Annotated in this window: 23 protein-coding genes; 8 read left to right on the plus strand and 15 right to left on the minus strand. The window is 69.6% G+C overall.

What is annotated here, in order from left to right; translation table 11 throughout:
- Positions 1-14: 14 nt before the first annotated feature.
- The 8 genes from nirJ to C7444_RS17290 are packed head-to-tail and all read right to left on the minus strand — an operon-like array spanning position 15 to position 6839.
- Complete coding sequence (gene nirJ, locus C7444_RS17255; RefSeq protein WP_110402097.1) at positions 15-1253, minus strand: heme d1 biosynthesis radical SAM protein NirJ; 1239 nt, start codon at positions 1251-1253, stop codon at positions 15-17.
- Between the two features lie 3 nt (positions 1254-1256).
- Positions 1257-1742 (minus strand): siroheme decarboxylase subunit beta, encoded by a 486-nt coding sequence (ahbB, locus tag C7444_RS17260; RefSeq protein WP_110402098.1) that lies wholly within the window; start codon positions 1740-1742, stop codon positions 1257-1259.
- Positions 1729-2214 (minus strand): Lrp/AsnC family transcriptional regulator, encoded by a 486-nt coding sequence (locus C7444_RS17265; protein WP_110402099.1) that lies wholly within the window; start codon positions 2212-2214, stop codon positions 1729-1731. Before C7444_RS17265 ends, ahbB (C7444_RS17260) begins: the two co-directional genes overlap by 14 nt.
- The gene (gene ahbB, locus C7444_RS17270) at positions 2201-3214 is read right to left on the minus strand and encodes a siroheme decarboxylase subunit beta (protein WP_110402100.1); all 1014 of its coding nucleotides are present in this window, start codon (positions 3212-3214) and stop codon (positions 2201-2203) included. Before ahbB (C7444_RS17270) ends, C7444_RS17265 begins: the two co-directional genes overlap by 14 nt.
- 1 nt (position 3215) lies before the next feature.
- Positions 3216-4400, minus strand: a complete 1185-nt coding sequence (locus tag C7444_RS17275) for a cytochrome D1 domain-containing protein (protein ID WP_110402136.1) — start codon at positions 4398-4400, stop codon at positions 3216-3218.
- Positions 4400-4771, minus strand: coding sequence for a c-type cytochrome (locus C7444_RS17280; protein WP_110402101.1), 372 nt, complete (start codon positions 4769-4771; stop codon positions 4400-4402). The genes C7444_RS17275 and C7444_RS17280 overlap by 1 nt, the downstream gene beginning before the upstream one ends.
- Positions 4772-4778: 7 nt before the next feature.
- Positions 4779-5081: a c-type cytochrome gene (locus tag C7444_RS17285; RefSeq protein WP_375136942.1), complete on the minus strand. Its 303-nt coding sequence runs from the start codon at positions 5079-5081 to the stop codon at positions 4779-4781.
- Positions 5082-5117: 36 nt separating this feature from the next.
- Positions 5118-6839 (minus strand): nitrite reductase, encoded by a 1722-nt coding sequence (locus C7444_RS17290; RefSeq protein WP_110402103.1) that lies wholly within the window; start codon positions 6837-6839, stop codon positions 5118-5120.
- 257 nt (positions 6840-7096) lie between these two features.
- On the opposite strand from C7444_RS17290, the gene cobA reads away from it, so the two are divergent.
- Positions 7097-7897 carry a uroporphyrinogen-III C-methyltransferase gene (gene cobA / locus C7444_RS17295; protein WP_245909619.1) on the plus strand — a complete coding sequence of 267 codons (801 nt, stop codon included), beginning with the start codon at positions 7097-7099 and terminating at the stop codon, positions 7895-7897.
- 72 nt (positions 7898-7969) lie between these two features.
- Here the strand turns inward: cobA and C7444_RS17300 are convergent, their stop codons facing one another.
- The 6 genes from C7444_RS17300 to C7444_RS17325 all read right to left on the minus strand — a co-directional run bounded on the left by C7444_RS17300 (position 7970) and on the right by C7444_RS17325 (position 13679).
- Entirely contained in the window at positions 7970-9970 is a 2001-nt protein-coding gene (locus C7444_RS17300) for a family 2A encapsulin nanocompartment cargo protein cysteine desulfurase (RefSeq protein WP_110402104.1), read from the minus strand.
- Complete coding sequence (locus tag C7444_RS17305; protein WP_110402105.1) at positions 9945-10874, minus strand: family 2A encapsulin nanocompartment shell protein; 930 nt, start codon at positions 10872-10874, stop codon at positions 9945-9947. Before C7444_RS17305 ends, C7444_RS17300 begins: the two co-directional genes overlap by 26 nt.
- A gap of 134 nt (positions 10875-11008) precedes the next feature.
- Positions 11009-11266 carry a helix-turn-helix domain-containing protein gene (locus C7444_RS17310; RefSeq protein ID WP_110402106.1) on the minus strand — a complete coding sequence of 86 codons (258 nt, stop codon included), beginning with the start codon at positions 11264-11266 and terminating at the stop codon, positions 11009-11011.
- Positions 11263-12198: a serine O-acetyltransferase EpsC gene (epsC, locus tag C7444_RS17315; protein ID WP_110402107.1), complete on the minus strand. Its 936-nt coding sequence runs from the start codon at positions 12196-12198 to the stop codon at positions 11263-11265. Before epsC ends, C7444_RS17310 begins: the two co-directional genes overlap by 4 nt.
- Positions 12195-13175 carry a cysteine synthase A gene (cysK, locus tag C7444_RS17320; protein ID WP_110402108.1) on the minus strand — a complete coding sequence of 327 codons (981 nt, stop codon included), beginning with the start codon at positions 13173-13175 and terminating at the stop codon, positions 12195-12197. Before cysK ends, epsC begins: the two co-directional genes overlap by 4 nt.
- A 36-nt stretch (positions 13176-13211) precedes the next feature.
- Positions 13212-13679, minus strand: coding sequence for a rhodanese-like domain-containing protein (locus tag C7444_RS17325; protein ID WP_110402109.1), 468 nt, complete (start codon positions 13677-13679; stop codon positions 13212-13214).
- 282 nt (positions 13680-13961) lie between these two features.
- On the opposite strand from C7444_RS17325, the gene C7444_RS17330 reads away from it, so the two are divergent.
- The 5 genes from C7444_RS17330 (at position 13962) to C7444_RS17345 (ending at position 18758) form a co-directional block, all read left to right on the plus strand.
- Positions 13962-14507, plus strand: coding sequence for an RBBP9/YdeN family alpha/beta hydrolase (locus tag C7444_RS17330; RefSeq protein ID WP_110402110.1), 546 nt, complete (start codon positions 13962-13964; stop codon positions 14505-14507).
- Between the two features lie 149 nt (positions 14508-14656).
- Positions 14657-15667, plus strand: a complete 1011-nt coding sequence (locus tag C7444_RS17335) for a sulfate ABC transporter substrate-binding protein (protein ID WP_110402111.1) — start codon at positions 14657-14659, stop codon at positions 15665-15667.
- A 185-nt stretch (positions 15668-15852) separates the two neighbouring features.
- Positions 15853-16008, plus strand: a complete 156-nt coding sequence (locus tag C7444_RS20330; RefSeq protein ID WP_170130790.1) for a hypothetical protein — start codon at positions 15853-15855, stop codon at positions 16006-16008.
- A gap of 24 nt (positions 16009-16032) precedes the next feature.
- Positions 16033-16857, plus strand: a complete 825-nt coding sequence (locus tag C7444_RS17340; RefSeq protein ID WP_110402112.1) for a class II glutamine amidotransferase — start codon at positions 16033-16035, stop codon at positions 16855-16857.
- Positions 16858-17090: 233 nt separating this feature from the next.
- Positions 17091-18758, plus strand: coding sequence for a Na/Pi cotransporter family protein (locus C7444_RS17345; RefSeq protein ID WP_110402113.1), 1668 nt, complete (start codon positions 17091-17093; stop codon positions 18756-18758).
- A gap of 27 nt (positions 18759-18785) precedes the next feature.
- On the opposite strand, the gene C7444_RS17350 is transcribed toward C7444_RS17345, so the two are convergent.
- The gene (locus tag C7444_RS17350) at positions 18786-20198 is read right to left on the minus strand and encodes a replication initiation protein (RefSeq protein ID WP_110402114.1); all 1413 of its coding nucleotides are present in this window, start codon (positions 20196-20198) and stop codon (positions 18786-18788) included.
- A gap of 612 nt (positions 20199-20810) precedes the next feature.
- Between C7444_RS17350 and C7444_RS17355 the strand changes: the two genes are divergently transcribed.
- Both C7444_RS17355 and C7444_RS17360 read left to right on the plus strand, forming a co-directional pair.
- Entirely contained in the window at positions 20811-22070 is a 1260-nt protein-coding gene (locus C7444_RS17355; RefSeq protein WP_211317592.1) for an AAA family ATPase, read from the plus strand.
- Positions 22067-23098, plus strand: coding sequence for a ParB/RepB/Spo0J family partition protein (locus tag C7444_RS17360; protein WP_110402115.1), 1032 nt, complete (start codon positions 22067-22069; stop codon positions 23096-23098). The genes C7444_RS17355 and C7444_RS17360 overlap by 4 nt, the downstream gene beginning before the upstream one ends.
- Positions 23099-23187 lie beyond the last annotated feature (89 nt).

Below are 23187 nucleotides of genomic sequence, written 5' to 3' on the forward strand. Positions count from 1 at the left end.
CCGACCACAGGTGTTCACGCATGGCGCGACTCCCGACGGGCGTGGTCGGCCGGGCCGAAGGGCAGCACGGCGAGCCGCCCGGCGTCGCTGCCCGGCGTGGCACCGATCTCGTCGTCGCGCAGGTAGCAGCCCGGATCCTCGGCCCAGGGATCGCCGCTGGTCTGCTGCGCCCGCACCCGGGTGTTGCCGCCGCACAGCGCCAGGTGGGCACAGCCGGCGCAGCGCCCGCCCACCGGGCGGGGCGAGGTCTTCAGCCCCGCCATCAGCGCATCCGAGGTGTCGGACCAGATCGTGCTGAACGGCCGCTCGCGCACGCTGCCCAGGTCGTGATGCCACCACATGGTGTCCGGGTGCACATGGCCCAGGTTGTCGATGTTGGCCACGTGGACCCCGCTGGCATTGCCGCCCCAGGCGGCCAGGCGCTCGCGCAGCGCCGGTGCCCAGCGGGGCAGGCGCTGCTGCACCCACTGCAGCAGGTAGGGCCCGTCGGCGTCGTTGTTGCCGGTGACGTACTCTTCGGGCCGGCCCTCGAGGGCCGCCTGCCAGGCGCGCTCGAACAGCAGGTCCATCGCCTGCCGGGTGGCCATGAACTGCGCATCCTGGCCGCGGTGCACATTGCCCCGGCCGGCGTAGTTCAGGTGCGAGAAGTAGAACTTGTCGACCTGCAGCTCGCGCATCAGCTCGAGCAGCGCCGGCAGGTCGTGGGCGTTGAGCGCCGTCATCGTGTAGCGCAGGCCCACCTTCACGCCGCGCTCGCGCAGCAGCCGCACGGCGGCCACGCTGCGGTCGAAGGCGCCGTCGAGGCGGCGGAAGCGGTCGTGGGTGGTGCGCAGGCCGTCCAGGCTGATGCCGACGTAGTCGAAGCCGGTGGCGGCGATGCGGTCGGCGGTCGCCGCGTCGATCAGCGTGCCGTTGCTCGACAGGCCGGTGTAGAAGCCCATCGCCCGGGACCGGGCCGCGATCTCGAAGAGGTCGGCACGCATCAGCGGCTCGCCCCCCGACAGGATCAGCACCGGCACCCGGAAGGCCTTCAGGTCGTCCATCACGGTGAAGACCTCGGCGGTGGACAGCTCGCCCGCGTAGTCGTGGTCGGCCGACAGCGCGTAGCAGTGCCGGCAGGTCAGGTTGCAGCGGCGGATCAGGTTCCAGATGACCACCGGCCCGGCGGGCGCGGTGCCGCGGCGTGGCACCGGAAACGCCCCGGTGTGCCGGGCTTGCGCCAACTCGCGCATGAACTGGCTGATGCGGAACATGGTTCAGGCTCCCGGGGTGAGCCGCAATCCGGTCTTCTTCAGGATGGCGGTGGAATAGAGGATGTCGTGGCTGCGGCAGGCCGGCCCGAGCAGCCGGGCGATCGTGTCGGCCTGCTGCCGCACCTCGTCGCGCGAGCGGCCGTGCAGCATCGCGAACAGGTTGTAGGGCCAGGTCGGCAGGTGGCGTGGCCGGCGGTAGCAGTGGCTGACCCCGGACAGCGCGCCGACCTGCTCGCCCAGCGTGTCGACCTGCGTGTCGTCGACGTCCCAGACGCTCATGCCGTTGGCGGTCCAGCCCAGCCGGTAGTGGTTGGGCACCGCGCCGATGCGGCGCACCAGGCCGGCCTCGAGCATCCGGCCCAGGCGCTCGCGCACCCGCTCGCCCGACACGCCCAGCATCGCGCCGACCGCTTCATAGGGCCGGCTCACCAGCGGCAGGCCGCCCTGGGTGGCGGCGATCAGTTCACGGTCGAAGTCATCGAGCGGCATGGCCGGCCTCCTCTGCTGCGCCCGACTGCAGCGGCAGGCGCAGCTCGACGAAAAATTCGCGCTCCTTCGGAAAGGCCAGCACCGGCAGGCCGGTCACGGCCTCGATGCGCCGCAGCGCGGCCTCGGCCAGCGCGGGGGTCTGCGCGGCGACGACGAACCACATGTTCAGCGCATGCTCGCGCCGGTAGTTGTGCGCCACCTCGGGCAGCGCATTGACCTGCGCGGCCACCTGCTCGTAGCTCGCCTCGGGCGCGGTCAGCGCGGCCAGCACGAACAGCCCCCCGGCCCGCTCGATCTGGAACAGCGGGCCGAAGCGGGTCAGCACGCCACGCGACAGCAGGTGGCGCAGGCGCTCGATCAGCACGTCCTCGCTGCAGCCCAGCTCCTCGGCCACGTCGGCGAAGGGCCGGTCGCTCAGCGGCAGGTCGCCGTGCAGCCGGGTGAGCAGTCGCACTTCGTCAGGAGACAGCATGGAGAACCTCTTGGACAGACGGATCGATGGCCGGCAGGTCGCGGAAGCGCCGCGCGCCGGTCTGCTTGAAGCGCCGGGTGGAGAACAGCACCGCCTGCGGATGGGCGGCCAGCCCGCAGCGGCTGCCGACACGCTCGAGCACCTCGTGCACCGCCGCCCGGTCGCGGCCATGCACCATCGCGTACAGGTTGTAGGGCCAGCCCGGCGCGCGCTCGCGGCAGTAGGCCAGCGTCACGCCGGGTTCACGCGCCAGCAGCTCGCCGCTGAGATCGACCTGCGTGTCGGGCAGGTCGAAGACGGCCATCGCGTTGGCGTCGAAGCCGAGTTCGTGGTGGCGCACGATGGCGCCGAAACGCTTGAGCGTGCCCTCGGCCAGCCAGGCCCGCAGGCGGTCCAGCACCGCCTCGACCGGCCGCCCCAGGGCCTCGGCCCAGACGTCGAAGGGACGGGGCACCAGGGGCAGCCCCTCCTCGACCCGTGCGGCCAGCGCCAGGTCGGCCGCAGCGATCGGCCGGGCCTCGCCGGCGGGCGGCATCACGCCCGGGGCGGTGCGGTGGCGCAGGTCGAAGCCGAGGTCGATGCGATAGGCCCGGCGCATGCGCAGGCGCAGCGCCGGCAGGCCGCCGCGCCGCTCCAGGTCCAGCATCGCCTGCTCGACGGCAGCGGCATCGCGCCCGGTCATCACGAACCACAGGTTCAGGCGGTGATCCCGCTGGTAGTTGTGGTTCACCCCCGGGTGGGACGACACCAGGGCCGCCACCGCCTCGAGCCGTTCGGGCGGCACGGCCATCGCGGCCAGCAGCGCCGCCCCGCCCGCGCCGGTGCCGAAGACCCCGCCGATGCGGCTCAGCGCGCCCCCGTCGCGCGCCCGCTCGCAGGCGGCCAGCACGTCGACGACCCGGCAGCCCAGCCGGTCGGCCAGGCGGGCGAAAGGCTCACGCTCCAGCGGAAAGTCACGCTGCCAAGGGTTCAGCAGATCGATCGCCTGCAGTGCATTCATGTCAGAACCCCATCCGCGCCGCGCGCGAGGTGAAGAAGATGCCGCTGGGCGCCTGGACGTCGAGCATGGCCAGCGTGGTGAAGCCGCCGGTGTCGATCACGCGCACCCGGTCGTCGTCGCGGCAGCTGATCCACACCGCCTCGCCGCGTGGCGTGAACTCCATGTGCAGCACGGCCTTGCCGGGTTCGAGCGTCCGGATGACGCGCTGGCCGGGCGTGTCGATCACCTGCACGCGGTCGTAGTCGGGCACGGCGAAGTTGACCCAGACCTGGCGGCCGTCGGGCCGCGCCATCACGAACACCGGCTGGCCGGCGACCGGGATGCGGCCGACCTCGGCCCAGGTCGCGGTGTCGACCACCAGCACCTCGTGGCGGCCGATCGCGGGCAGGTAGGCACGCCGCCCGGCCACCGCCCAGCCGCGCAGGTGCGGCATCTTGTAGACCGGCAGCGCCTGCTCGCCCCGGCCGTAGCCGCCGAGGATGCGGCGCGCCACGGGCGTCTCGGCCCACAGGTCGACCAGCGCCAGGCCGTCCTCGCCGAACAGGCCGGCGATGTAGTGGCGGCCATCGGGCGTGACCAGCGCGTCGTAGGGCTGGCGGCCGATGCCGGGCAGCCTGGTGATCTGCGGGCGGCGGATGTCCGACAGGTCGGCGATCCAGATCGCGTCGGCATCGAACAGGCTGAACGCGAAGCGCCGGCCCGGCAGGTCGACCAGGCCGACCACCCGCGAGGGCTTGTCCGCACCGTATTCGGCGGGGATGTCGGCCAGCAGCGTGAGCGTGCGGGCATCGAACACCTTGACGCCGCCGGGCGTGTAGTTCTGCGCCGCCACCAGCGTGCCGTCGGCGCTGATGGCCCCGCCGATCGAGTTGCCGGCCTGCATCACGCGCGCCACCAGGCGGCGCTGCAGCAGGTCGACCTTGCTCAGCCCGCCGTCGCGACCGAACACGTAGGCGTGCAGGCCGTCGCGCGAGAACACCACCGAGGCGTGCGACAGGTCGCCCAGGCCGTCGACGCGGCCCAGCACCGTGCGCTGCGTGGTGTCGACCAGCACCACCGAGCCACGGGCCCGTTCGATGACGAGCCCCAGGTCACCGGTGCCGCGTGGCGGCGCCACGGCACAGGCGGACAGGAGGCCCAGGGCCGGCCAGGCGGCCAGGCTGGCGAGCAGTTCACGGCGCTGCATCATCGGGACACTTTCGAGAGGTCATCCGGGAAGCCGGCCCGCAGGCGCTCGGCGATCCAGCGGGCCTCGGCCTCGCTGAGCATCGCTCGCCACGGGGGCATCGGCGTGCCCGGACGGCCATGGAAGATCGTGGCGGCCACGCTGTCGGCCGGCAGGCCCGACAGCGCGGCCGGCGTGAGGGCCGGGCCGAGCCCGCCGGTCAGGCGCATGCCGTGGCAGGACCCGCAGTCCTGCGTCACCATGCGCACCAGCTGCTGCCGGCGCGGCCCGTCCGGCTCGACCGCCTCGGGGTGATCGAGCGCGGCCGCACCCACGCCGCCGGCACCGGCCAGCAGGGCCAGCAGGACGACGCCGTGGCGGTGCGGGCTCATGTCGGCCTCAGGACTTCAGGATCCACTCGACGGCTTCCTTCAAGTCGCCGTCGCTGATCTTGTCCGCCCCGATCGGGGACATCGGGACGGGCCCGAAGCTGCCCGAGCCGCCCTTGCGCACCTTCTCCATCAACCGCGCCGTGACGTCCTGGCCCTTGTACCGGGCCGCGATGTCCTTGAACGCCGGGCCGAGGATCTTCTTGTCCTTGGCGTGGCAGGCCATGCAGCCGGCCTTGCCCATGGCCTCGTCGGGCGCCGCCCAGGCACCGGCCGAAGCCAGCGCCAGGACGGCCACGATCATCATCTTCACTTTCATGTCGCTCTCCTGCCTCGATCCCGAGGGACCTCAATAGACGTCGTGCTGGGTGTTGTGCACGTTGAAATGCCCGGTCGGCGTGATCAGGCGCGGGTCCTTGATGACGGCCTTGAGCTTGAGCGTCTTGTCATCGACCACGACCAGCGCGCTCTGCTTGTTCTTGGCCGACCAGACCGAGAACCACACCTCGTCACCGGCCTGGTTGAACTCCGGCTGCACGACCCGCTTGGCGCCGTCGTCCTGCAGGTCGGCCCATTCGGCGATCGGCAGCACGGTGTAGCCCTTGTCGAGGTTGCGGATGTCGTAGACCGCCACCGACTGGGAGATCTTCGGATCGGGGTTCAGCGGCGAATCCGAATACAGGTGGCTGCTCTTCGGATGGCTCTTGATGAACAGCGCCCCGCCACCCTGGCCCTTGAGCTCGGCGACCTTCTTGAACGCGTATTCACGGTGCCGCTTCGGGTCGGTGCCGATCAGCGAGATGGAGTCGTCGCCCAGGTGGCCGGTCGACCAGACCGGGCCGAACTTCGGATGGATGAAGTTCGCGCCCCGGCCCGGGTGCGGGATCTTGCCCACGTCGACCAGCGCCGCCAGCTTGCCGTCCTTGGCATCGATCACCGAGATCTTGTTGCTCTGGTTGGCCGCGACCATGAAATAGCGCTTGGACGAGTCCCAGCCGCCGTCGTGCAGGAAGGGCGCCGAGCCGATCTCGGTGACCTTCAGCGCATCGATGTTGCTGTAGTCGACCATCAGCGTCTTGCCGGTCTCCTTGACGTTGACGACGAACTCGGGCTTGAAGTGGCTGGCCACGATCGAGGCCACGCGCGGCTCGGGGTGGTATTCCTGCGTGCCCACCACCATGCCGCGGGTGCTGACGATCTTCAGCGGCTCCAGCGTGTCGCCGTTCATGATGGTGTACTGCGGCGGCCAGTACGAACCGGCGATGGCCAGCTTGTCCTCGTAGCCCTTGTACTTGCTGGTGTCCACCGAGCGGGCCTCGAGGCCGACCCGCACCTCGGCGACGTTGTCGGGCGTGGCCATCCACAGGTCGATCATGTTGATCTTGGCGTCACGCCCGATCACGAACAGGTAGCGCCCCGAGGCCGACGTGCGCGAGATGTGCACCGCGTAGCCGGTCTTGACGATGTTGATGATCTTCTTGGTGTCGCCGTCGATCAGCGCCACCTCGCCGGTGTCGCGCAGCGTGGTGCTGAAGATGTTGGCGATGTTGTAGCTGTTCATCTTCTTCGTCGGACGCTGCTCCGGCGGCACGATGACCTTCCAGGTCGAGCGGGTCTGCGCCATGCCCCACTCGGGCGGCGTCGGCGCGTCCTGCTGGATGTAGCGGGCCATGATGTCGACGGTCTTCTCGTCCATCTCGCCCGAGGTCAGCCAGTTGGGCATGCCCGCGGCCGAGCCGTAGGCGATGAAGACCTTCAGGTAGTCCGTGCCCTTGGCCAGCGTGATGTCGGGGGTCAGCGGCTTGCCGGTCGCCCCCTTGCGCAGCACGCCATGGCAGCCGGCGCAGCGCTCGAAGTAGGTCTTGCGCGCCAGATCGAACTCGGCCTGCGTCATCGCCGGCGCCTTGGGGTTGGTGCTCTGGTACATCGGCTCGCCGGCCAGCGGCGAGCCCCCGGCCTGGTAGTTCATCTCGGGCTGGGTGACGTTCTTGCGGTCCTGGGCCATCACGCCGGTGCTGGCCAGCGCAGCCAGCACGAGGGCGGTGATCCGGGCGACTTGGGGGGTGGTCATGAAAGGCTCTCTCCTTCTGGGATCAGCACGGTGCGGGACCGGCGCCAGGCGTCGGACCGGGCTCGCCAGGCTGCTGTCCATGGGCCCGCAGCGAGCCATCGCATGGTCCGTTCGGGCGCACCGGACGTCCTTGAACTGGTTCAAGGACGCGAACGGCCCGGCCTCCGAACATGGACCCCGAGCCCAACGACGAGGAGACCTGGACCATGAGCGCGCTCGATGAACCGCTGCTGTTCGTGCCTGACCCGCGGCCGCCGATGCACAGGCAGGGGCCACCCCGCCCGACGCGGCCGCAGGCCGCCTGCGTGACGATGGTGGGCGCGGGCCCGGGAGACCCGGAGCTGCTGACGCTCAAGGCCGTCAAGGCGCTGCAGCGGGCCACGCTGGTGCTGCACGATCACCTGGTGAGCCCGGAGGTGCTGCAGTTCCTGCCGGCCGACGCCGAGCGCATCTACGTGGGCAAGGAGTCGTCACGCCACACGCTGTCGCAGGCGTCGATCATCGAGCTGATGGTCAAGCTGGCCCGCAGCGGGCGGGCGCTGCTGCGCCTGAAGGGCGGCGACGGCTACATCTTCGGCCGGGGCGGCGAGGAGGTGGCGGCACTGGCCCGGGCGGGGGTGCCGTTCGAGGTCATCCCCGGCATCACCGCGGCGCAGGGGGCCGGCGCGAGCGCGGGCATCCCGCTGACGCATCGCGACCACGCCCGTGCGCTGGTCTACGCCACCGGCCACCTGCGCGAGGACCGCGAGATCGACCTCGACTGGGTGATGCTGGCCCGGCCGCGCCAGACCGTCGTCATCTACATGGGCGTGGGCACGCTGCCCGTCATCTGCCACCAGCTGATGGGCCACGGCCTGGCGCCGCACACGCCCGCGGCGATCGTCGAGCGGGCCACGCGGCCCGACGAGCGCTGCATCACCGGCACGCTGGCGACGCTGGCCGCGCTGGCGCGGACCCACCGGGTGCAGGCCCCGGCGCTGATCGTGATCGGCGAGGTGGTGGCGCTGCAGCCGCTGCTGGCCGGCGCCGCCCACGCGACGGGAGCGGCCCCCGCCTGAGCCGGCCCGCAACGGACGAGGCGGCCCGCAGGCCGCCTCGTGGGTCACGTCGGAACCCGGACGCGACCGGGTTCAGCGGCGCGCGCGCGCCAGCCGGTCCACGACGCGCACCAGCAGGTCCACTTCCTCGCAGGTGTTGTAGAACGCCAGCGAGGGCCGCACCGTCGCCTCGACGCCAAAGCGCCTCAGGATGGGCTGGGCGCAGTGGTGCCCGGAGCGCACCGCGATGCCCTCCTGGTTCAGCGCCTTGCCCACTTCTTCGGTCGAGTGGCCGGCCAGCACGAACGAGGCCACGCTGGCCTTGTCACGCGCCGTGCCGATCAGGCGCAGGCCCGGAATGCGGATCAGCCCGTGCGTGGCGTACTCCAGCAGGTCGTGCTCATAGCGGGCGATGCGCTCGATGCCGATGCGCTCCACGTAGTCCAGCGCCGCGCCCAGGCCCACCGCGTCGGCGATGTTGCCGGTGCCGGCCTCGAACTTGTTGGGCGGCGGCTGGAACACCGTGCGCTCGAAGGTGACGTCGGCGATCATGTTGCCGCCGCCCTGCCACGGGGGCATCTCCTCGAGCAGCGCCTTCTTGCCGTAGACCACGCCGATGCCGGTGGGACCGAAGATCTTGTGTCCGGAGAACACGAAGAAGTCGGTGTCCAGCGCCCGCACGTCGACCTTCATGTGGCTCACCGACTGAGCCCCGTCGACCAGGGTCCTGGCGCCGGCACGATGAGCCATCGCCACGATCTCGGCCACCGGCACCACCGTGCCCAGCGCGTTGGACACCTGCGTCACCGCGACCAGCCTGGTGCGCGGGTTCAGCAACCGCTGGTACTCGTCCAGCAGCACCTGGCCCGTGTCGTCCACCGGGATGACGCGGATCTTGGCGCCCTTCTGCGCGGCCAGCTGCTGCCACGGCACGATGTTGGCGTGGTGCTCCAGGTTGGAGACGATGATCTCGTCGCCTTCCTGGATGTTCTGCACGCCCCAGGTCTTGGCCACTAGGTTGATGGCCTCGGTCGCGCCGCGCACGAAGATCACCTCGTCCACCGAACCGGCACCGATGAAGCGGCGCACGGTCTCGCGCGCCTTTTCATAGGCATCGGTGGCGCGCGCCGCCAGCTCGTGCGCGGCGCGGTGGATGTTGGAGTTCTCGTGCGCGTAGAAGTGGCTCACCCGGTCGATGACCGACTGCGGCTTCTGCGTCGTGGCGGCGTTGTCGAACCACACCAGCGGCCGGCCGTTGACCCGCTCCTGCAGGATCGGGAAGTCGCGCCGGATGGCCTGCACGTCGAACGCCGGGCGGGCCGAAGCCCCCGCCTGAGGCACGGCCTGCGGATCCCCGGCGTGACGGGCCGAGAACGGGGCCGGTCCGGCCTCCACGAAGTAGTAGCCGGGCGCAGCGGCACCGGGCGCCGACGCCGGAGCGGGCGTGGTGCGGCCGGGCTCGGCCAGCAGGCTGCGCAGCGTGTCGGCACCCGGCAGTCCGAAGGACTGCGCGGTCACACGATCGTCACCGGGGACCTGCAGTTCAGGCGTGGCGGCCTGGGGCTGGAACGCACGGGCTTCACCCAGAAAGTAGTAGGGCGAGGTTGGCGGAGAAGGCGCCGGGCGGCCACCTGCACCTGCACCTGCACCTGCATCGGGCAAGGCAGCGGCGTAGCCTTCAGGCACGCCCAGCGCATGGCCGCCCAGCCTCGGCTCGAAGGCCGGTGCGGCGGTGGCCACCGAATCGGGCAGGCCGTTGGGTGCCGCGGCGTGCGGCACCAGCGACGGAATGGACGCCACCTGGTTGGCCGCGCCTTGAGGCGAGGTCGGTGCGACGTTGGCGCCGGGCGCCAGCGTGCCGGGCAGCGCCGGGCCGTTGGCCAGCGGCCCGGGCGCGAACCCGGCCGGCAGCGGGTTGGACGGCACCGGCACGCCACCGGCGGCCTGCTGCCCGGGCAGCAGCGCCCGCGCAGCGCCCACCGGACCCGCGCCCGGCAGCGCGGCGAAGAACTCGCCGGCCAGCGCGTTCAGCATCGCCAGGTCCGGCAGGCCAGCGCCCGCCGAGGCCTCACTTGTAGGTGTCGGGGTAGTCATGGAACTTGCCGATCTCCACGTCTTCGAGCACCGCCAGGGCGTCCGGGGTCTGCACGGCCAGCGAGCAGTACAGGCTGACCAGGTAGGAGGCGATGGCGCTGCGGCTGATGCCCATGAAGCGCACGCTCAGGCCCGGGCTCTGCTCACCGGCCAGGCCGGGCTGGTACAGGCCGACCACGCCCTGGCGCTTGTCGCCCACGCGCAGCAGGATGATCTTGGTCTTGCCATCGGCCACCGGCACCTTGTCGCTCGGGATCAGCGGGATGCCGCGCCAGGTCAGGAACTGCGAGCCGAACAGGCTCACGGTCGGCGGCGGCACGCCGCGGCGCGTGCACTCGCGGCCGAAGGCGGCGATGGCCAGCGGGTGCGTCAGGAAGAAGGCCGGCTCCTTCCAGACCTTGGTCAGCAGCTCGTCCAGGTCGTCCGGGGTCGGCGCGCCGGTCAGCGGGTAGACGATCTGGTCCGGGTGCACGCTGGCCAGCAGGCCGTAGTCGGCGTTGTTGATCAGCTCGCTTTCCTGCTTCTCCTTGATCGTCTCGATCGTCAGGCGCAGCTGCTCCTTGATCTGGTCGTGCGGGCTGCTGTACAGATCGCTCACGCGGGTGTGCACGTCCAGCACGGTGGAGACCGCGTTCAGGAAGTACTCGCGCGGCGCGGCGTCGTAGTCGACGAAGGTCTGCGGCAGCTCGGACTCGTCGCGCTTGGCGCAGGCGACATGCACCGAGGCCGGGTTCTTCACCTGGTTGAGGCGATAGATGCCCGCCTCGACCGGCAGCCACTGCAGCAGGTGGGTCAGCCAGCGCGGGCTGATGGTCGACAGGACCGGCGTGGTCTTGGTGGCATTGGCCAGCTGCCGCGCGGCAGCATCGCCCAGCGCGAGCTGGGTGGGGACGGTATCCGCCATGGGGGAAGACTCCTGAGGGGAAGGTGGAGGAAAGAGAAGGGAAAGGGGCTTCTTCGAAAAACGAATGAGCTCATGCGCTCAACGACTGAGCGAGTGTCGGCAAGGCCGCCGGGCGCTTCAACCGGCTATCGCCATCAAACGGCCATGCCCCGGGACGGGACCGCCTGCTGCAGCATCTCGCAACGCACCAGCAGGCCGGGCAGGCTGACGTCCAGCGCCTGGGCCAGCTTGGCCACGGTCGCCAGCGAGGGCATCACGCAGCCCCGTTCGATCTCGCCCAGGTAGCTGCGGTTGAGATCGGCCCGCAGGGCCAGCTCCTCCTGGGACCAGCCCTGTGCATCACGCAGCTGGCGCACGGCCAGGCCGAAGCGGGCACTGAGCGCCTGGCTCATGTCGGACCTCCGGTCGTCGACTCCTGCTGCGAGCGGGCCTGCGTGACCTGGCTGCCCGGCGGCACGCTGTGCGTGAGCCAGACGTTGCCGCCGATGCTCGAGCCCCGACCGATGGTGATGCGGCCCAGCACGGTGGCTCCGGCGTAGATGACCACGTCGTCCTCGACGATCGGATGGCGCGGCTCGCCCTTGGTGAGCTGGCCTTCGCCATCGACGCTGAAGCGCTTGGCACCGAGCGTGATGCCCTGGTAGAGGCGCACCCGCTCGCCGATCACGGCCGTCTCGCCGATGACGATGCCGGTGCCATGGTCCATGAAGAAGCCCGCACCGATGCGTGCGCCCGGGTGGATGTCGATGCCGGTGGCCGCATGGGCCTGCTCGGCCACGATGCGCGCCAGCAGCGGCACGCCCAGCTCGTAGAGCTGGTGGGCGATGCGGTGGTGGATCATCGCCTCGATGCCCGGATAGCACAGCAGCACCTCGTCGACGCTGCGGGCGGCCGGGTCGCCCCGGAAGGCCGCCAGCACATCGCTGTCGAGCAGGCTGCGCAGCGCCGGCAGCGCGGCCGCGAAGTCGCGCACCAGACGCAGCGCCTGGCCGTCGAGGTCCTGCTCGGTCTGGGCGGTCTGGCGGGTGCGCGCGTCGTGGCGCAGCTCCAGCCGGACCTGGGCCAGCAGGGCCTGCAGCACGGTGTCGAGCGTGTGGCCGACGTAGTAGTCCTCGCTCTCCTGGCGCAGGTCGGGCGGGCCCAGACGCATCGGGAACAGCGCCCCGCGCAGGCCCGACAGGATCTCGGCCAGGGCCTCGCGCGAGGGCAGCTCGCGCCCGCCCGGTTCGAGCGAACGCCCCTGCTGCTGGCGCCAGCGCTCGCGGGCAGCCCGCAGGTCGCTGACCACCTTCTCCAGGTCAAATCCGTTCGGGCGGCCGCTCATGCGTTCACCGGCAGGCCGCTGGCGTCGAACAGGCCCTCGAACAGCACGGAGCTGAGGTAGCGCTCGCCGGAGTCGGGCAGCACGACCACGATGGTCTTGCCCTCGTTTTCCGGCCGGCGGGCCCAGCGCACCGCCGCCGCGGTGGCCGCGCCGCAGGAGATGCCCGCCAGGATGCCCTCCTCGCGCGCCAGGCGACGGGCGTAGGTGATCGCCTCCTCGTTGCTGACCTGCTCGATCGCGTCGACCAGCGACAGGTCCAGCACCTCGGGCACGAAGCCCGCGCCGATGCCCTGGATCTTGTGCGGCCCGGGCTGGACGGGCTCGCCGTTGCGCGTCTGGGTCAGCACCGGGCTGGCGGCGGGCTCCACCGCCACCGAAGTGATGGCCTTGCCCCGGGCCTGCTTGATGTGGCGGGACACGCCGGTGATGGTGCCGCCGGTGCCCACGCCCGAGATCAGGATGTCGATGGCGCCATCGGTGTCCTGCCAGATCTCGGGGCCGGTGGTGGCCTCGTGGATGGCGGGGTTGGCCGGGTTCCTGAACTGCTGCAGCAGCACGTACTTGGGGTCGGAGGCGGCGATCTCTTCGGCCTTGGCGATGGCGCCGCTCATGCCCCTGGCGCCTTCGGTCAGCACCAGCCGGGCGCCATAGGCCAGCAGCAGCTTGCGCCGCTCCAGGCTCATGGTCTCGGGCATGGTCAGCGTCAGCGGGATGCCCTTGGCCGCGGCCACGAAGGCCAGCGCGATGCCGGTGTTGCCGCTGGTGGGCTCGACCAGCTCCTTGCCCGGACCCAGCAGGCCACGCTGCTCGGCATCGTGCACCAGCGCCGCCCCGATGCGGCACTTGACCGAGTAGGCCGGGTTGCGGCCCTCGATCTTGGCCAGCACGGTCGCGGGAGCGCCATCGGTGACACGGTGCAGCCGGATCAGCGGCGTGCGGCCGATCGACAGGGAATTGTCTTCGAAGATGTGGGCCATGGCCTCTTTCCGATGGAATGCAGATGGGGGTGGGGATCAGTCCTGGATCCAGGGCAGGTCGTGGAAACGCCAGCCATCGGCATGGCCCCGCTGCTGGCTCGCATCGATCTCGCCCTCGAAGCCTTCCAGCACGTTGAACACCTGCGTGAAGCCGGCCTTGGTGGCCGCCTCGGCGGCCAGCGCCGAGCGCTTGCCGCTGCGGCACAGCAGCAGGATCACACCGTCCTTGCCGACCTTGGCTTCCAGCTCGCGGGTGAACCTGGGGTTGCGGGTCAGGCTGGTGCCGGTCGCCCAGGGCACATGGACGCTGCCCGGCACATGGCCCACGAACTTGCGCTCCTCGGCACTGCGCACATCGACCAGCGTGGCCACGCCGGCATGGGCCAGTGCCCAGGCATCGGCCGGGGGCACGCCGCCGGCATGGGGCAGGCTGGCCTGGCTGGCGGCCTCGCGGGCCTGCTCCAGCAGGGTCGTTTCAATGGACGCGGTCAGCACGGCTGTCATCTCGATTCCTCATGCGGCGCCGGCGGGGGGGTCGGGCTCGGCGGCTGGTGGTTAAAGGCATCAAACAGCGTCGAGCGTAAGGACGCCCCATCCAGCGACGAACGAAGGATTGCGAGCTTCGTCATGCAGAAAACGAGCAAGCGCAGCCCGTCGACCCGATGAATGCCTGCCGCATAAACATTCACGTTCGTCTTCGTTCACGGGCCGATCCGGGCGCACTAACGTCATGGCTCGTCACGTCTTGTGTTGATGTGTTCACACCCCACCACCCAGGAGCTGCCCATGACCTCGCCACCTCGTGTGCTGATCGTGCCCGGACTGCACGACAGCGGGCCCGCGCACTGGCAGACCTGGCTGCAGGCACGGGTGGCCGGCGCGCTGCGGGTCGAGCAGCAGGACTGGCACACCCCGGACCTGGACCGCTGGAGCGCACGCCTCACCGAGGTGCTGACGCAGCAGCCGCCCGGTCCGTGGATCGTGGTGGCACACAGCTTCGGCTGCCTCGCGCTCGCCCGGCACCTGCTGCTGCACCCCGACAGTCCGGTGCAGGCCGCGCTGCTGGCCGCACCGGCCGAACCGGACAAGTTCGGCGTCAGCGCCCTGCTGCCGCACGACAGGCTCGGCGTGCGAGCCACCCTGGTGCTGAGCGACACCGATCCCTGGATGAGCCCGGGCAGCGCACGGCGCTGGGCCGGCCGCTGGGGTGCCCGGGCCGTCGCGCTGGGCGACGTCGGGCACATCAACAGCGACAGCGGCTTCGGGCCCTGGCCGCTCGCGGAGCAGTGGGTGGCCCGGCAGCAGGCGACGCCAGGGCTGCTGGCCGCCTGAGTCCTCGCCCCGCCGCGGCATCCGGTGCACGGGCCGGAGGCCCTGCTTCATTCAATAATCAGATAAGCAGCGAAGTTTTCATTCGTTCTTCAATGAAGTCGACTTTCCTACGATGCGAGACATCCCCTCCCCGCTCGAAGGAATCCCTCATGTCCCGTCGTCTCGCCCTCCGCACCGTCCTGGCCGCCGCGGCACTGTCGCTGTCCGCCGGTGCGGCCCTGGCCAAGGATTTCACGCTGCTCAACGTGTCCTACGATCCGACACGTGAGCTTTATCAGGATTTCAACAAGGCGTTCGCCGCCCAGTACAAGGGCAAGACCGGCGACACCGTGTCGGTGAAGGTCTCGCACGGCGGCTCGGGCAAGCAGGGCCGCTCCGTCATCGACGGGCTGGAAGCCGACGTGGTCACGCTGGCCCTGGCCTACGACATCGACGAGATCAGCGACAAGGCCCGGCTGCTGCCGCCCGACTGGCAGAAGCGCCTGCCGCACAACAGCTCGCCCTACACCTCGACCATCGTCTTCCTGGTGCGCAAGGGCAATCCCAAGGCGGTCAAGGACTGGGACGACCTGACCCGCCCGGGCGTGGCCGTGGTCACGCCCAACCCCAAGACCTCGGGCGGCGCCCGCTGGAACTACCTGGCCGCCTGGGGCTATGCCAAGAAGAAGTTCGGCTCGGACGCCAAGGCCCAGGAGTTCGTGCAGAAGATCTTCGCCAACGTGCCGGTGCTCGACACCGGCGCCCGCGGCTCGACGGTGACCTTCGTCGAACGCGGCATCGGCGACGTGCTGCTGGCCTGGGAGAACGAGGCGCTGCTGGCCATCAAGGAACTGGGGCCCGACAAGTTCGACATCGTCGCCCCGTCGCTGTCCATCCTGGCCGAGCCGCCGGTGGCCCTGGTCGACAAGGTGGTCGACAAACGTGGCACCCGTGCGGTCGCGCAGGCCTACCTGGACTACCTCTACTCCCCGGAAGGACAGGACATCGCCGGCCAGAACTACTACCGGCCGATCGATGCGAAGGCCGCCGCAAAGTACGCCCGGCAGTTCCCCAAGCTGGAGCTGTTCCGGCTGGATGACGTCTTCGGCAGCTGGCGCGAGGCCCAGAAGGTGCACTTCAGCGATGGCGGCAGCTTCGACAAGGTCGTGACGCGCCGCTGAACGCGGCTCGCCGACGGGCCGCGGCCGTGCGGCCAGGCCTCCTGCCCGAGAGGGGCCTGCACGTTCGTGCAGGCCCCTCTCGTCCTTGCTCGTCCGGCGAGGACCATCATGACGGAAGCTTCCTTGTCCGGCGCGGTCCCGCCGCCTATCCTGAAACCCACTCAACGGCAGCAGGCGATGCAGCGATGGAACCCTTGTCCGACGATCTGATCCTGTGGCTGGGCATCGTGGTCTTCGTCGCGCTGCTGCTGTTCCCCAGGTGGCACGACCGGGAGGCCGGGACGGGCGAGGCGCCGCCTCGGGATCAAGCCGACCGGGATGTGCAGCCCCCGTTCCACTGATGCCGTCGACCACGTCCCCCGAACATGTGCCAACTCTTCGCGATGAACAGCAGCCGCCCCGTGACGGTGAACGCCGCCCTGGGGGCCTTCACGGACCGGGGTGGCCGGACCGGGGATCACGTCGACGGCTGGGGCATCGCCTTCCACGAAGGCCGGCGCAGCCGGGTCTTCCTGGATGACCGCCGCGCCTGCGACTCGGCGCTGGCGGCTTTCCTGGGCCTCTACCCGATCCAGGCCACCACCGTCATCGCCCATGTGCGCAAGGCCACGCACGGACAGCCGGACCTGGTGAACTGCCACCCCTTCCAGCGCGAGTGGCGCGGCCGGCTCTGGTCCTTCAGCCACAACGGCAAGCTCGTCGACTACCAGCCGGTGCTGTCGGGCGACTACCTGCCCGTGGGCGAGACGGACAGCGAGAGGGCCTTCTGCTGGCTGATGGAGCAGCTGCGGCAGCGCCTGCCCGGCCGCGGCTCGCCCCGCTGGCAGGAGGTGGCACCGGTGCTGGCCGAACTGGCCACCGCCATCGGCCAGCACGGCGAGTTCAACTTCACCCTCACCGATGGCGAGGCGCTCTACGCGCTGGGGGCCACCCGCCTGGCCTGGACGCAGCAGCCCGCGCCGCTGCACGTGCTGCCACGATCCGGCGAGGGCGACCGGCCCGGACCGGGACGCCCGCCGCGGGGTCCGCAGCGGATCGTGCAGGTCGCCACCGAGCCGCTGTCCCACGGCGACCGCTGGCAGGTCTTCACCCCCGGCGAGCTGAAGGTGTTCACCCGGGGAGAGGCGATCTGGTCACGGCAGCTGGACCTGCCGCGGCCGCAGCCCCATCCGGCCGCGCTCGCGGCCTGAGCGCCGCCGCCGCCCGCCCGCCCGCCCGCCCGCCAGTGCGGGCCGGGACACGGCCCGGCCCGTCGACCGGAGGCTGCGGCGCGTCGACACACGGATGTCACGATCGATCCGACGGGATGCAAGGGTTTTCAGGCAGGCGCCGGAGAGTGGGCCTAGACTGAAGGGGCGGATTCATCACCAGGATCACGCAGATAGTCTGCGGGTATGGCGATGGCTCCGGCATCCGGACCCACATGCTCCATCTCCTCAATCTCCTGGCTGCGATCGCCCTGCTGGTGTGGGGCACGCAGATCGTGCGCACCGGCGTGCTGCGGGTCTTCGGTGAAAGCCTGCGCAGCCTGCTGTCGACCAGCATGGGCCGCTGGCCCGGCGCGATGCTCGCCGGCATGGGCGTGACCTGCCTGGTGCAGTCGAGCACGGCCACCTCGCTGATCGTCGCCTCCTTCGTCGGCAAGGGCCTGGTGAGCACCGCCTCGGCGCTGGTGGTGATGCTGGGAGCCGACATCGGCACCAGCCTGATGGCGGTGGTCTACTCCTTCGACCTGTCGTGGCTGTCGCCGCTGCTGATCTTCCTGGGCGTGATCGCCCATGTGTCGGGCGACAAGTCGACCAGCGGACGCGTTGGCCAGGTGGGCATCGGGCTGGGGCTGATCACGCTGGCCCTGCAGCTCATCGTCGCCAGCACCCGCCCGCTGGTGGAGTCGCCGGTGGTGCACACGCTGCTGGTGTCCATCCCCAACGAGATCCTGGCCGAGCTGTTCGTCGGCGCGCTGCTGGCGGTGCTGTCCTATTCGAGCCTGGCGGTGGTGCTGCTGACGGCCACGCTGGCTGCCGAGGGCATGGTGCCGCTGCCCGTCGCGCTGGGCCTGGTGCTGGGCGCCAACCTGGGTCGGGCGCTGGCCTCGGTGCTGTCGACGCTGCGCTCGGACGTGGCCACCCGTCGCCTGCCGATGGGCAATCTGGTGTTCAAGCTGCTGGCCTGCCTGCTGATCGCCCCGTGGCTGCCGCAGGTGCACACGCTGCTGCGGGAGCTGCTGCCGACGGCGCAGCAGCAGGTCGTGCTGTTCAACCTGGCCTTCAACGTCGCGCAGGCGCTGCTGTTCGTCGGTTTTGCCGGCCTGCTGGCCCGCTCGCTGGAGCGCTGGATGCCCACGCCCGACCAGCCCGACGACCGGACTCCGCGCCACCTCGACAAGCTTGCGCTGGACACGCCCTCGCTCGCGCTGAGCTGCGCCGCGCGCGAGGCGCTGCGCCAGGCCGATGCGGTGGAGACCATGCTGCGCGGCATCCTGCCGGTGATCCGCCACAACGACCTGGAACGGGCCGAACAGCTGCGCCGCATGGACGACGTGGTCGACAGCCTCTACACCGCCATCAAGCTCTACCTGACGCAGATCTCGCGCAACGCGCTGTCCGAGCGCGAGAGCCGCCGCTGGACCGAGATCGTCTCGTTCACGATCAACATGGAGCAGATCGGCGACATCATCGAGCGGGTGCTGCAGGACATCGAGGACAAGAAGATCCGCAAGAACCGGCGGTTCTCCGACGCGGGCATGGCCGAGATCTGCCACCTGCATGAGCGGCTGACCGCCAACCTGCGCCTGGGCATGAGCGTCTTCCTCGATGGCCACATGCGCGATGCGCAGCGGCTGCTCGAGGAGAAGGCGCGCTTTCGCGAGCTCGAGCACGAGTACGCCGCCAGCCACCTGGCGCGGCTGCAGGACAACACCGCGCAGAGCATCGAGACCAGTTCGCTGCACCTGGACCTGATCAGCGACCTCAAGCGCATCAACTCGCACATCTGCTCGATCGCCTACCCGATCCTGGAGGCCGCCGGCGCCCTGACGCCGACCCGGCTGCGGGCCTCGCGCCTGGCGCCGCTGGACGAGGAGCCGCACTGACGCCCGGCGCGGGGCGGCGGGCGGCGCTCAGCCGTCGCCCAGCTCCGCCGCGATCTCCAGCAGCTGCTGCGGGGTCGGCTTGTCCCAGCGCTCGCCATGGGCGCCACGCGCATACCAGCGCACCATCTCCGGCCGCACCATCGGGTGGTGCCAGCCGCTGACCTGCAGGCGGCGGCGGATCGACGGATGCGCATTGCGTGCATCCATGTCGGCCAGCAGATCCGCCGACAGGCGGGCCTGGGCCTCGGCCGACATCGCCAGGATCTCCTCGGTGATCGCCGCGCGGCGGCGCTGCATCCACTCTTCGGTCCACTTGGCCTGCCGCTTGGCCGGCACGAGACGCAGGTCCTGCACGGCGTCCTGTTCCGCGGTGGCCTGCTCGGCCACCTGCTTGGCCTGCTGGGCCACCTCGCCCGGCATCAGCGAGCGCAGATAGCGGTAACGATCCCGCAAAGGCTCCGGATAGGCGGTGGCCACGCGCCGGGCCAGCGCGGCCAGGCCGGACTGCACGGCCGCCGCGCCGAACTCGCCGATCAGGTCCTCGGCCTTGTCCTCGTCGATGCCCTGCTCGCGGGCCCTGGCCACCAGCGTCAGGTCGACCGGCTCGGGCGGTGTGGCCAGCGGCAGCGAGGCCTGCTTCTTGGGCCGGATCAGGAACTGGATCTCGTCGACGAAACGCCCGCTCTTGTGCTCGACCAGCTCGACCTCCAGGTCGGTGATGGCCGACACCTCGGCGATCGCCGGCTTGAGCGTGTCGCGCTTGAAGATCCGATATTCGAGCCGTGCGGTCCGCTCGGTCTCGGGCTGGCCGGTCAGCACCGGACGCCACCAGCGCCAGGCCTGTCGCGCCGTGCGCCCGATGTCCTTGTAGCGCGCGCAGATCTCGTAGAGCGCGATGCCGGCGTGCGAGCGCAGCTGGCTGATGATCTCCAGCTTCAGCCGCGCGAAGACCGTGGGCTGCAGCAGCTCCTGCTTCAGGTTGACCGCGTAGGACCATTCGATCCAGACCTGGCCACGCTCCTTGGTGAGCTTGGCATGCGACAGCAGGCCGCTGACGTTCCAGGCCGTGCCCTCGCCGGTGGTCGGCGACTGCCACTCCACCGTGGTCGACACCATGGCCCGCAGGTGCTTCTTGATCAGCGCATGGTCGTTGGAGTCGAAGTCGACGCCCTTGACGATGCGCTCCAGCGGCGCCCGGTAGACCTCGCTCTCGAGGCCCTGCATCTGGGCCTCGAACAGCAGCACGTTGTAGCTCTTGCGGCCCAGCGAGGTGATGCGCGCGGACTTGGGCACGATCGCCAGCGTGTTGACCGGCTTGCGGATCGTGGGCGAGACCGCCGGGCTGGCCGCAACGGCCCGGCGCGAGCGGGCACGGGCCGGGCGCTCGGACTCCTGGACCAGCGCGACCGGCGCTGAGGTGGGCTCGTCAAGATCGGACATGCGGCAACTGTAGCGCACAGGTGAAGCATCGACTCACCTGAGCCGGCACGACACCAGCCCGGAAGAACTCCTGAAAAAGCTCACCTGAGGCGAAAGAACGGCCCTGGATCGCCCGGGCAGCTTCTCCCGAAAACACTCACGCCAGATCGACACCGACACGCCCGGAAACGGTCCGAGGTGGTCGAAAGTGGCAAAAGTCCGCCACATCAGGTCGCTTCAGGCGGGCCGGCAGGATCGGAGCACGGCGCTCCCGTGTCCACTCACCTGAGGTCCCGAGCAGACTCCACCATCCCCTGAAAGCCCTCACTCCAGCTCCCGAACAGGCTCCGGATGGTCCTGTATCCACTCACGCAACATGACTCAAGTCATTGATTCCAAATACATATTCCGGCTCTAAAGGTATTAGAGGAATAAAAGGCATTAGATTGTCTAAATCCCGGCTTCTTTCTTGAGAAAAAGGCAAAACACCCAGCAAGCAGCCTGGAACGGCCGATCGGGCACAAATTTCTTCCCAACACGAACCGCCGTTGACACAATTCACGGCACGATCCGTTTTACCGTCAAATCCGTTTCAGACGAATCACCTGGAGATTTCTGTTGGACACATTGCTCATGCATCCCTCCAAAGGCATCAGCCTGGGAGACATCGCGGATCAGGCCGATCGGGCCGTCGCGATGATGGAACAGATCCGCAAGGTGATGCTGGCGCCGTCGGCGCGCAAGTCATCACCGCTCTACAACCTCAGCCAACTGGCGGCGTTCTGCGGCGTGGAGAAGGGCTCGCTGAACCACCGGCTCGGACGCGGTGACCTGCCCGCAGGCAAGTTGAACCAGTCCGGCTCGCGACGCGAGTTCAGCCTGGCCGAAGCCCGCACCTGGATCCGCGAATACCGAGCCGAGCACCTGCGCCCGGAAGGGGCCGAGGCTGTCACGATCAGCATCGGCAACTTCAAGGGCGGCGTCAGCAAGACCACCACGGCCGTGTCGCTGGCCCAGGGCCTGACCCTGCTGGGGCACAAGGTGCTGGTCATCGACACCGACCCCCAAGGCTCGATGACGACCTTGTTCGGCATCCTGCCCGACACCGAGGTGGACGAGCAGCACACCATCCTTCCGCTGACGATGGGGGCCGAGACCTCGATCCGTTATGCGATCCGGCCGACCTACTGGGACGGCATCGATCTGGTCTCCGCCGCCCCGGTGCTGTTCGGCGCCGAGTTCGCGCTGCCGGCGCGGCAGACGAAGGAGCCGGGCTTCGAGTTCTGGCGGGTGCTGGATCTGGGCATCGACGACGTGCGGGGCGAGTACGACGCCATCATCATCGACACCCCCCCGTCGCTGAGCTACACGACGATCAATGCCTTCATCGCCAGCAACGGCATCATCATGCCGCTGCCGCCCAATGCGCTGGACTTCGCCTCGGCGTCGCAGTTCTGGAGCCTCTTCTCGGACCTGACCACCAGCCTGCTGACCGAGCGGGGCCTGTCCAAGGAGTTCGACTTCATCCACGTGCTGCTGTCCCGGGTCGATGGCACCGATCCGGCCAGCAATGTGGTGCGGCAATGGATCGGCCAGACCTATGCGGAAAAGGTGCTGCCGGTCGAGATTCCGAAGACGGCGGTGATCGGGGTCGCTGCTGCCGAGTTCGGCACGGTCTACGACGTCTCGAAGTACGACGGCGCGGCCCGCACGCTCAAGCGCGCTCGGGATGCCTACGACAACTTCGTGGGCCAGATCGAAGCTTCCATCCGTGCTGTCTGGGCCAAGCAGGTGCCGCCTGCACCGGTGGCCGCCCCCGCGGCCAAGACCCGGGCCAAGACTGTTGAACGGTTCAACACCACGGCCAAATCCAGCAAAGGTAGCCAAGCATGAGCAAACGACTGGCCGCAAAGGCCGGACTGATCCAGTTGCCCGGCACGGTGCCGGCAGAGCCCGTCGTCACCCGGGCCGAAGTGGTCGAACAGAAGGCCAAGACCGCACCTGGCGCGATGATGCAGTTCCTGTCGTCGCAGTCGGATGCGATCAAGGAAGCCGACACCCTGCGCGAGCAGATCAGGAAACTCGAGGGTTCGACGCCGGTGCTCTCCCTCCAGCCGGAACTGGTGCAGCTGTCGAAGTGGGCGAACCGGCATGTCAGCTCCTTCGACGGTCCGGATTTCCAGCAGTTCAAGGACGAGATCAGCGCCTCTGGTGGCAATGTGCAGCCCATCCGCGTGCGCCCGCTCAGTGGCGCCCGCCTGCGGACCGGCCAGGATCCGGTGCCACAGTTCGAGCTGATCTATGGCCATCGCCGCCACCGTGCCTGCCTGGAGCTGGGCATCCCGGTGATGGCCATCGTCGATGACGCCACCGATCAGGAGCTGTTCGAGACGATGGAGCGGGAGAACCGCAATCGCAAGAATCTCAGCGCCTGGGAGCAGGGCTGCATGTACCAGCGTGCCATCGATGAAGGACTGTACGGCTCGCAGCGCAAGCTGGCCGAAGCCATCAACGTTGACGTCTCGATGGTCTCCAAGAGCCTGGCCCTGGCCCGCCTGCCGGATGCGGTCATCGAGGCCTTTCCGTCCCCGCTGGAGATCCAGTTCCGCTGGGCACAGCCCCTGTCGGAAGCCCTGCAGAAGGACCCGGAAGGGCTGATGGTCCGTGCCCGTGCGATCAAGCTGGCCAAGAAGCTGTTGACGGCCGCCCAGGTGCTCGAGGCCTTGACCTCATCGGAGGAGCGCCCGGTGTTGAACCGTTCAACACCCACCGCCTTGTCCATCGACAAGGCGGGCGAACGCATCGGCCAGCTGGCGATGGATTCGAGGGGCCGCACCGTGGTGAAGCTCGACGCAGGATGGCTGAAGTCCGCTGACCTGGAAGCGTTCGCCCGTCACCTCGAGGCCTACTTCAGCCGATGAGTCTGCGGGCTGCCGCTCCTGCTGGGTGGCAAGCTCCGATGCCAGGGACGCCGAGATCGGGGTGTTGAACCGTTCAACACCCCGATGAA

Origin of the sequence: Sphaerotilus hippei (assembly GCF_003201595.1) — a bacterium.
Lineage (GTDB): Bacteria > Pseudomonadota > Gammaproteobacteria > Burkholderiales > Burkholderiaceae_C > Sphaerotilus > Sphaerotilus hippei.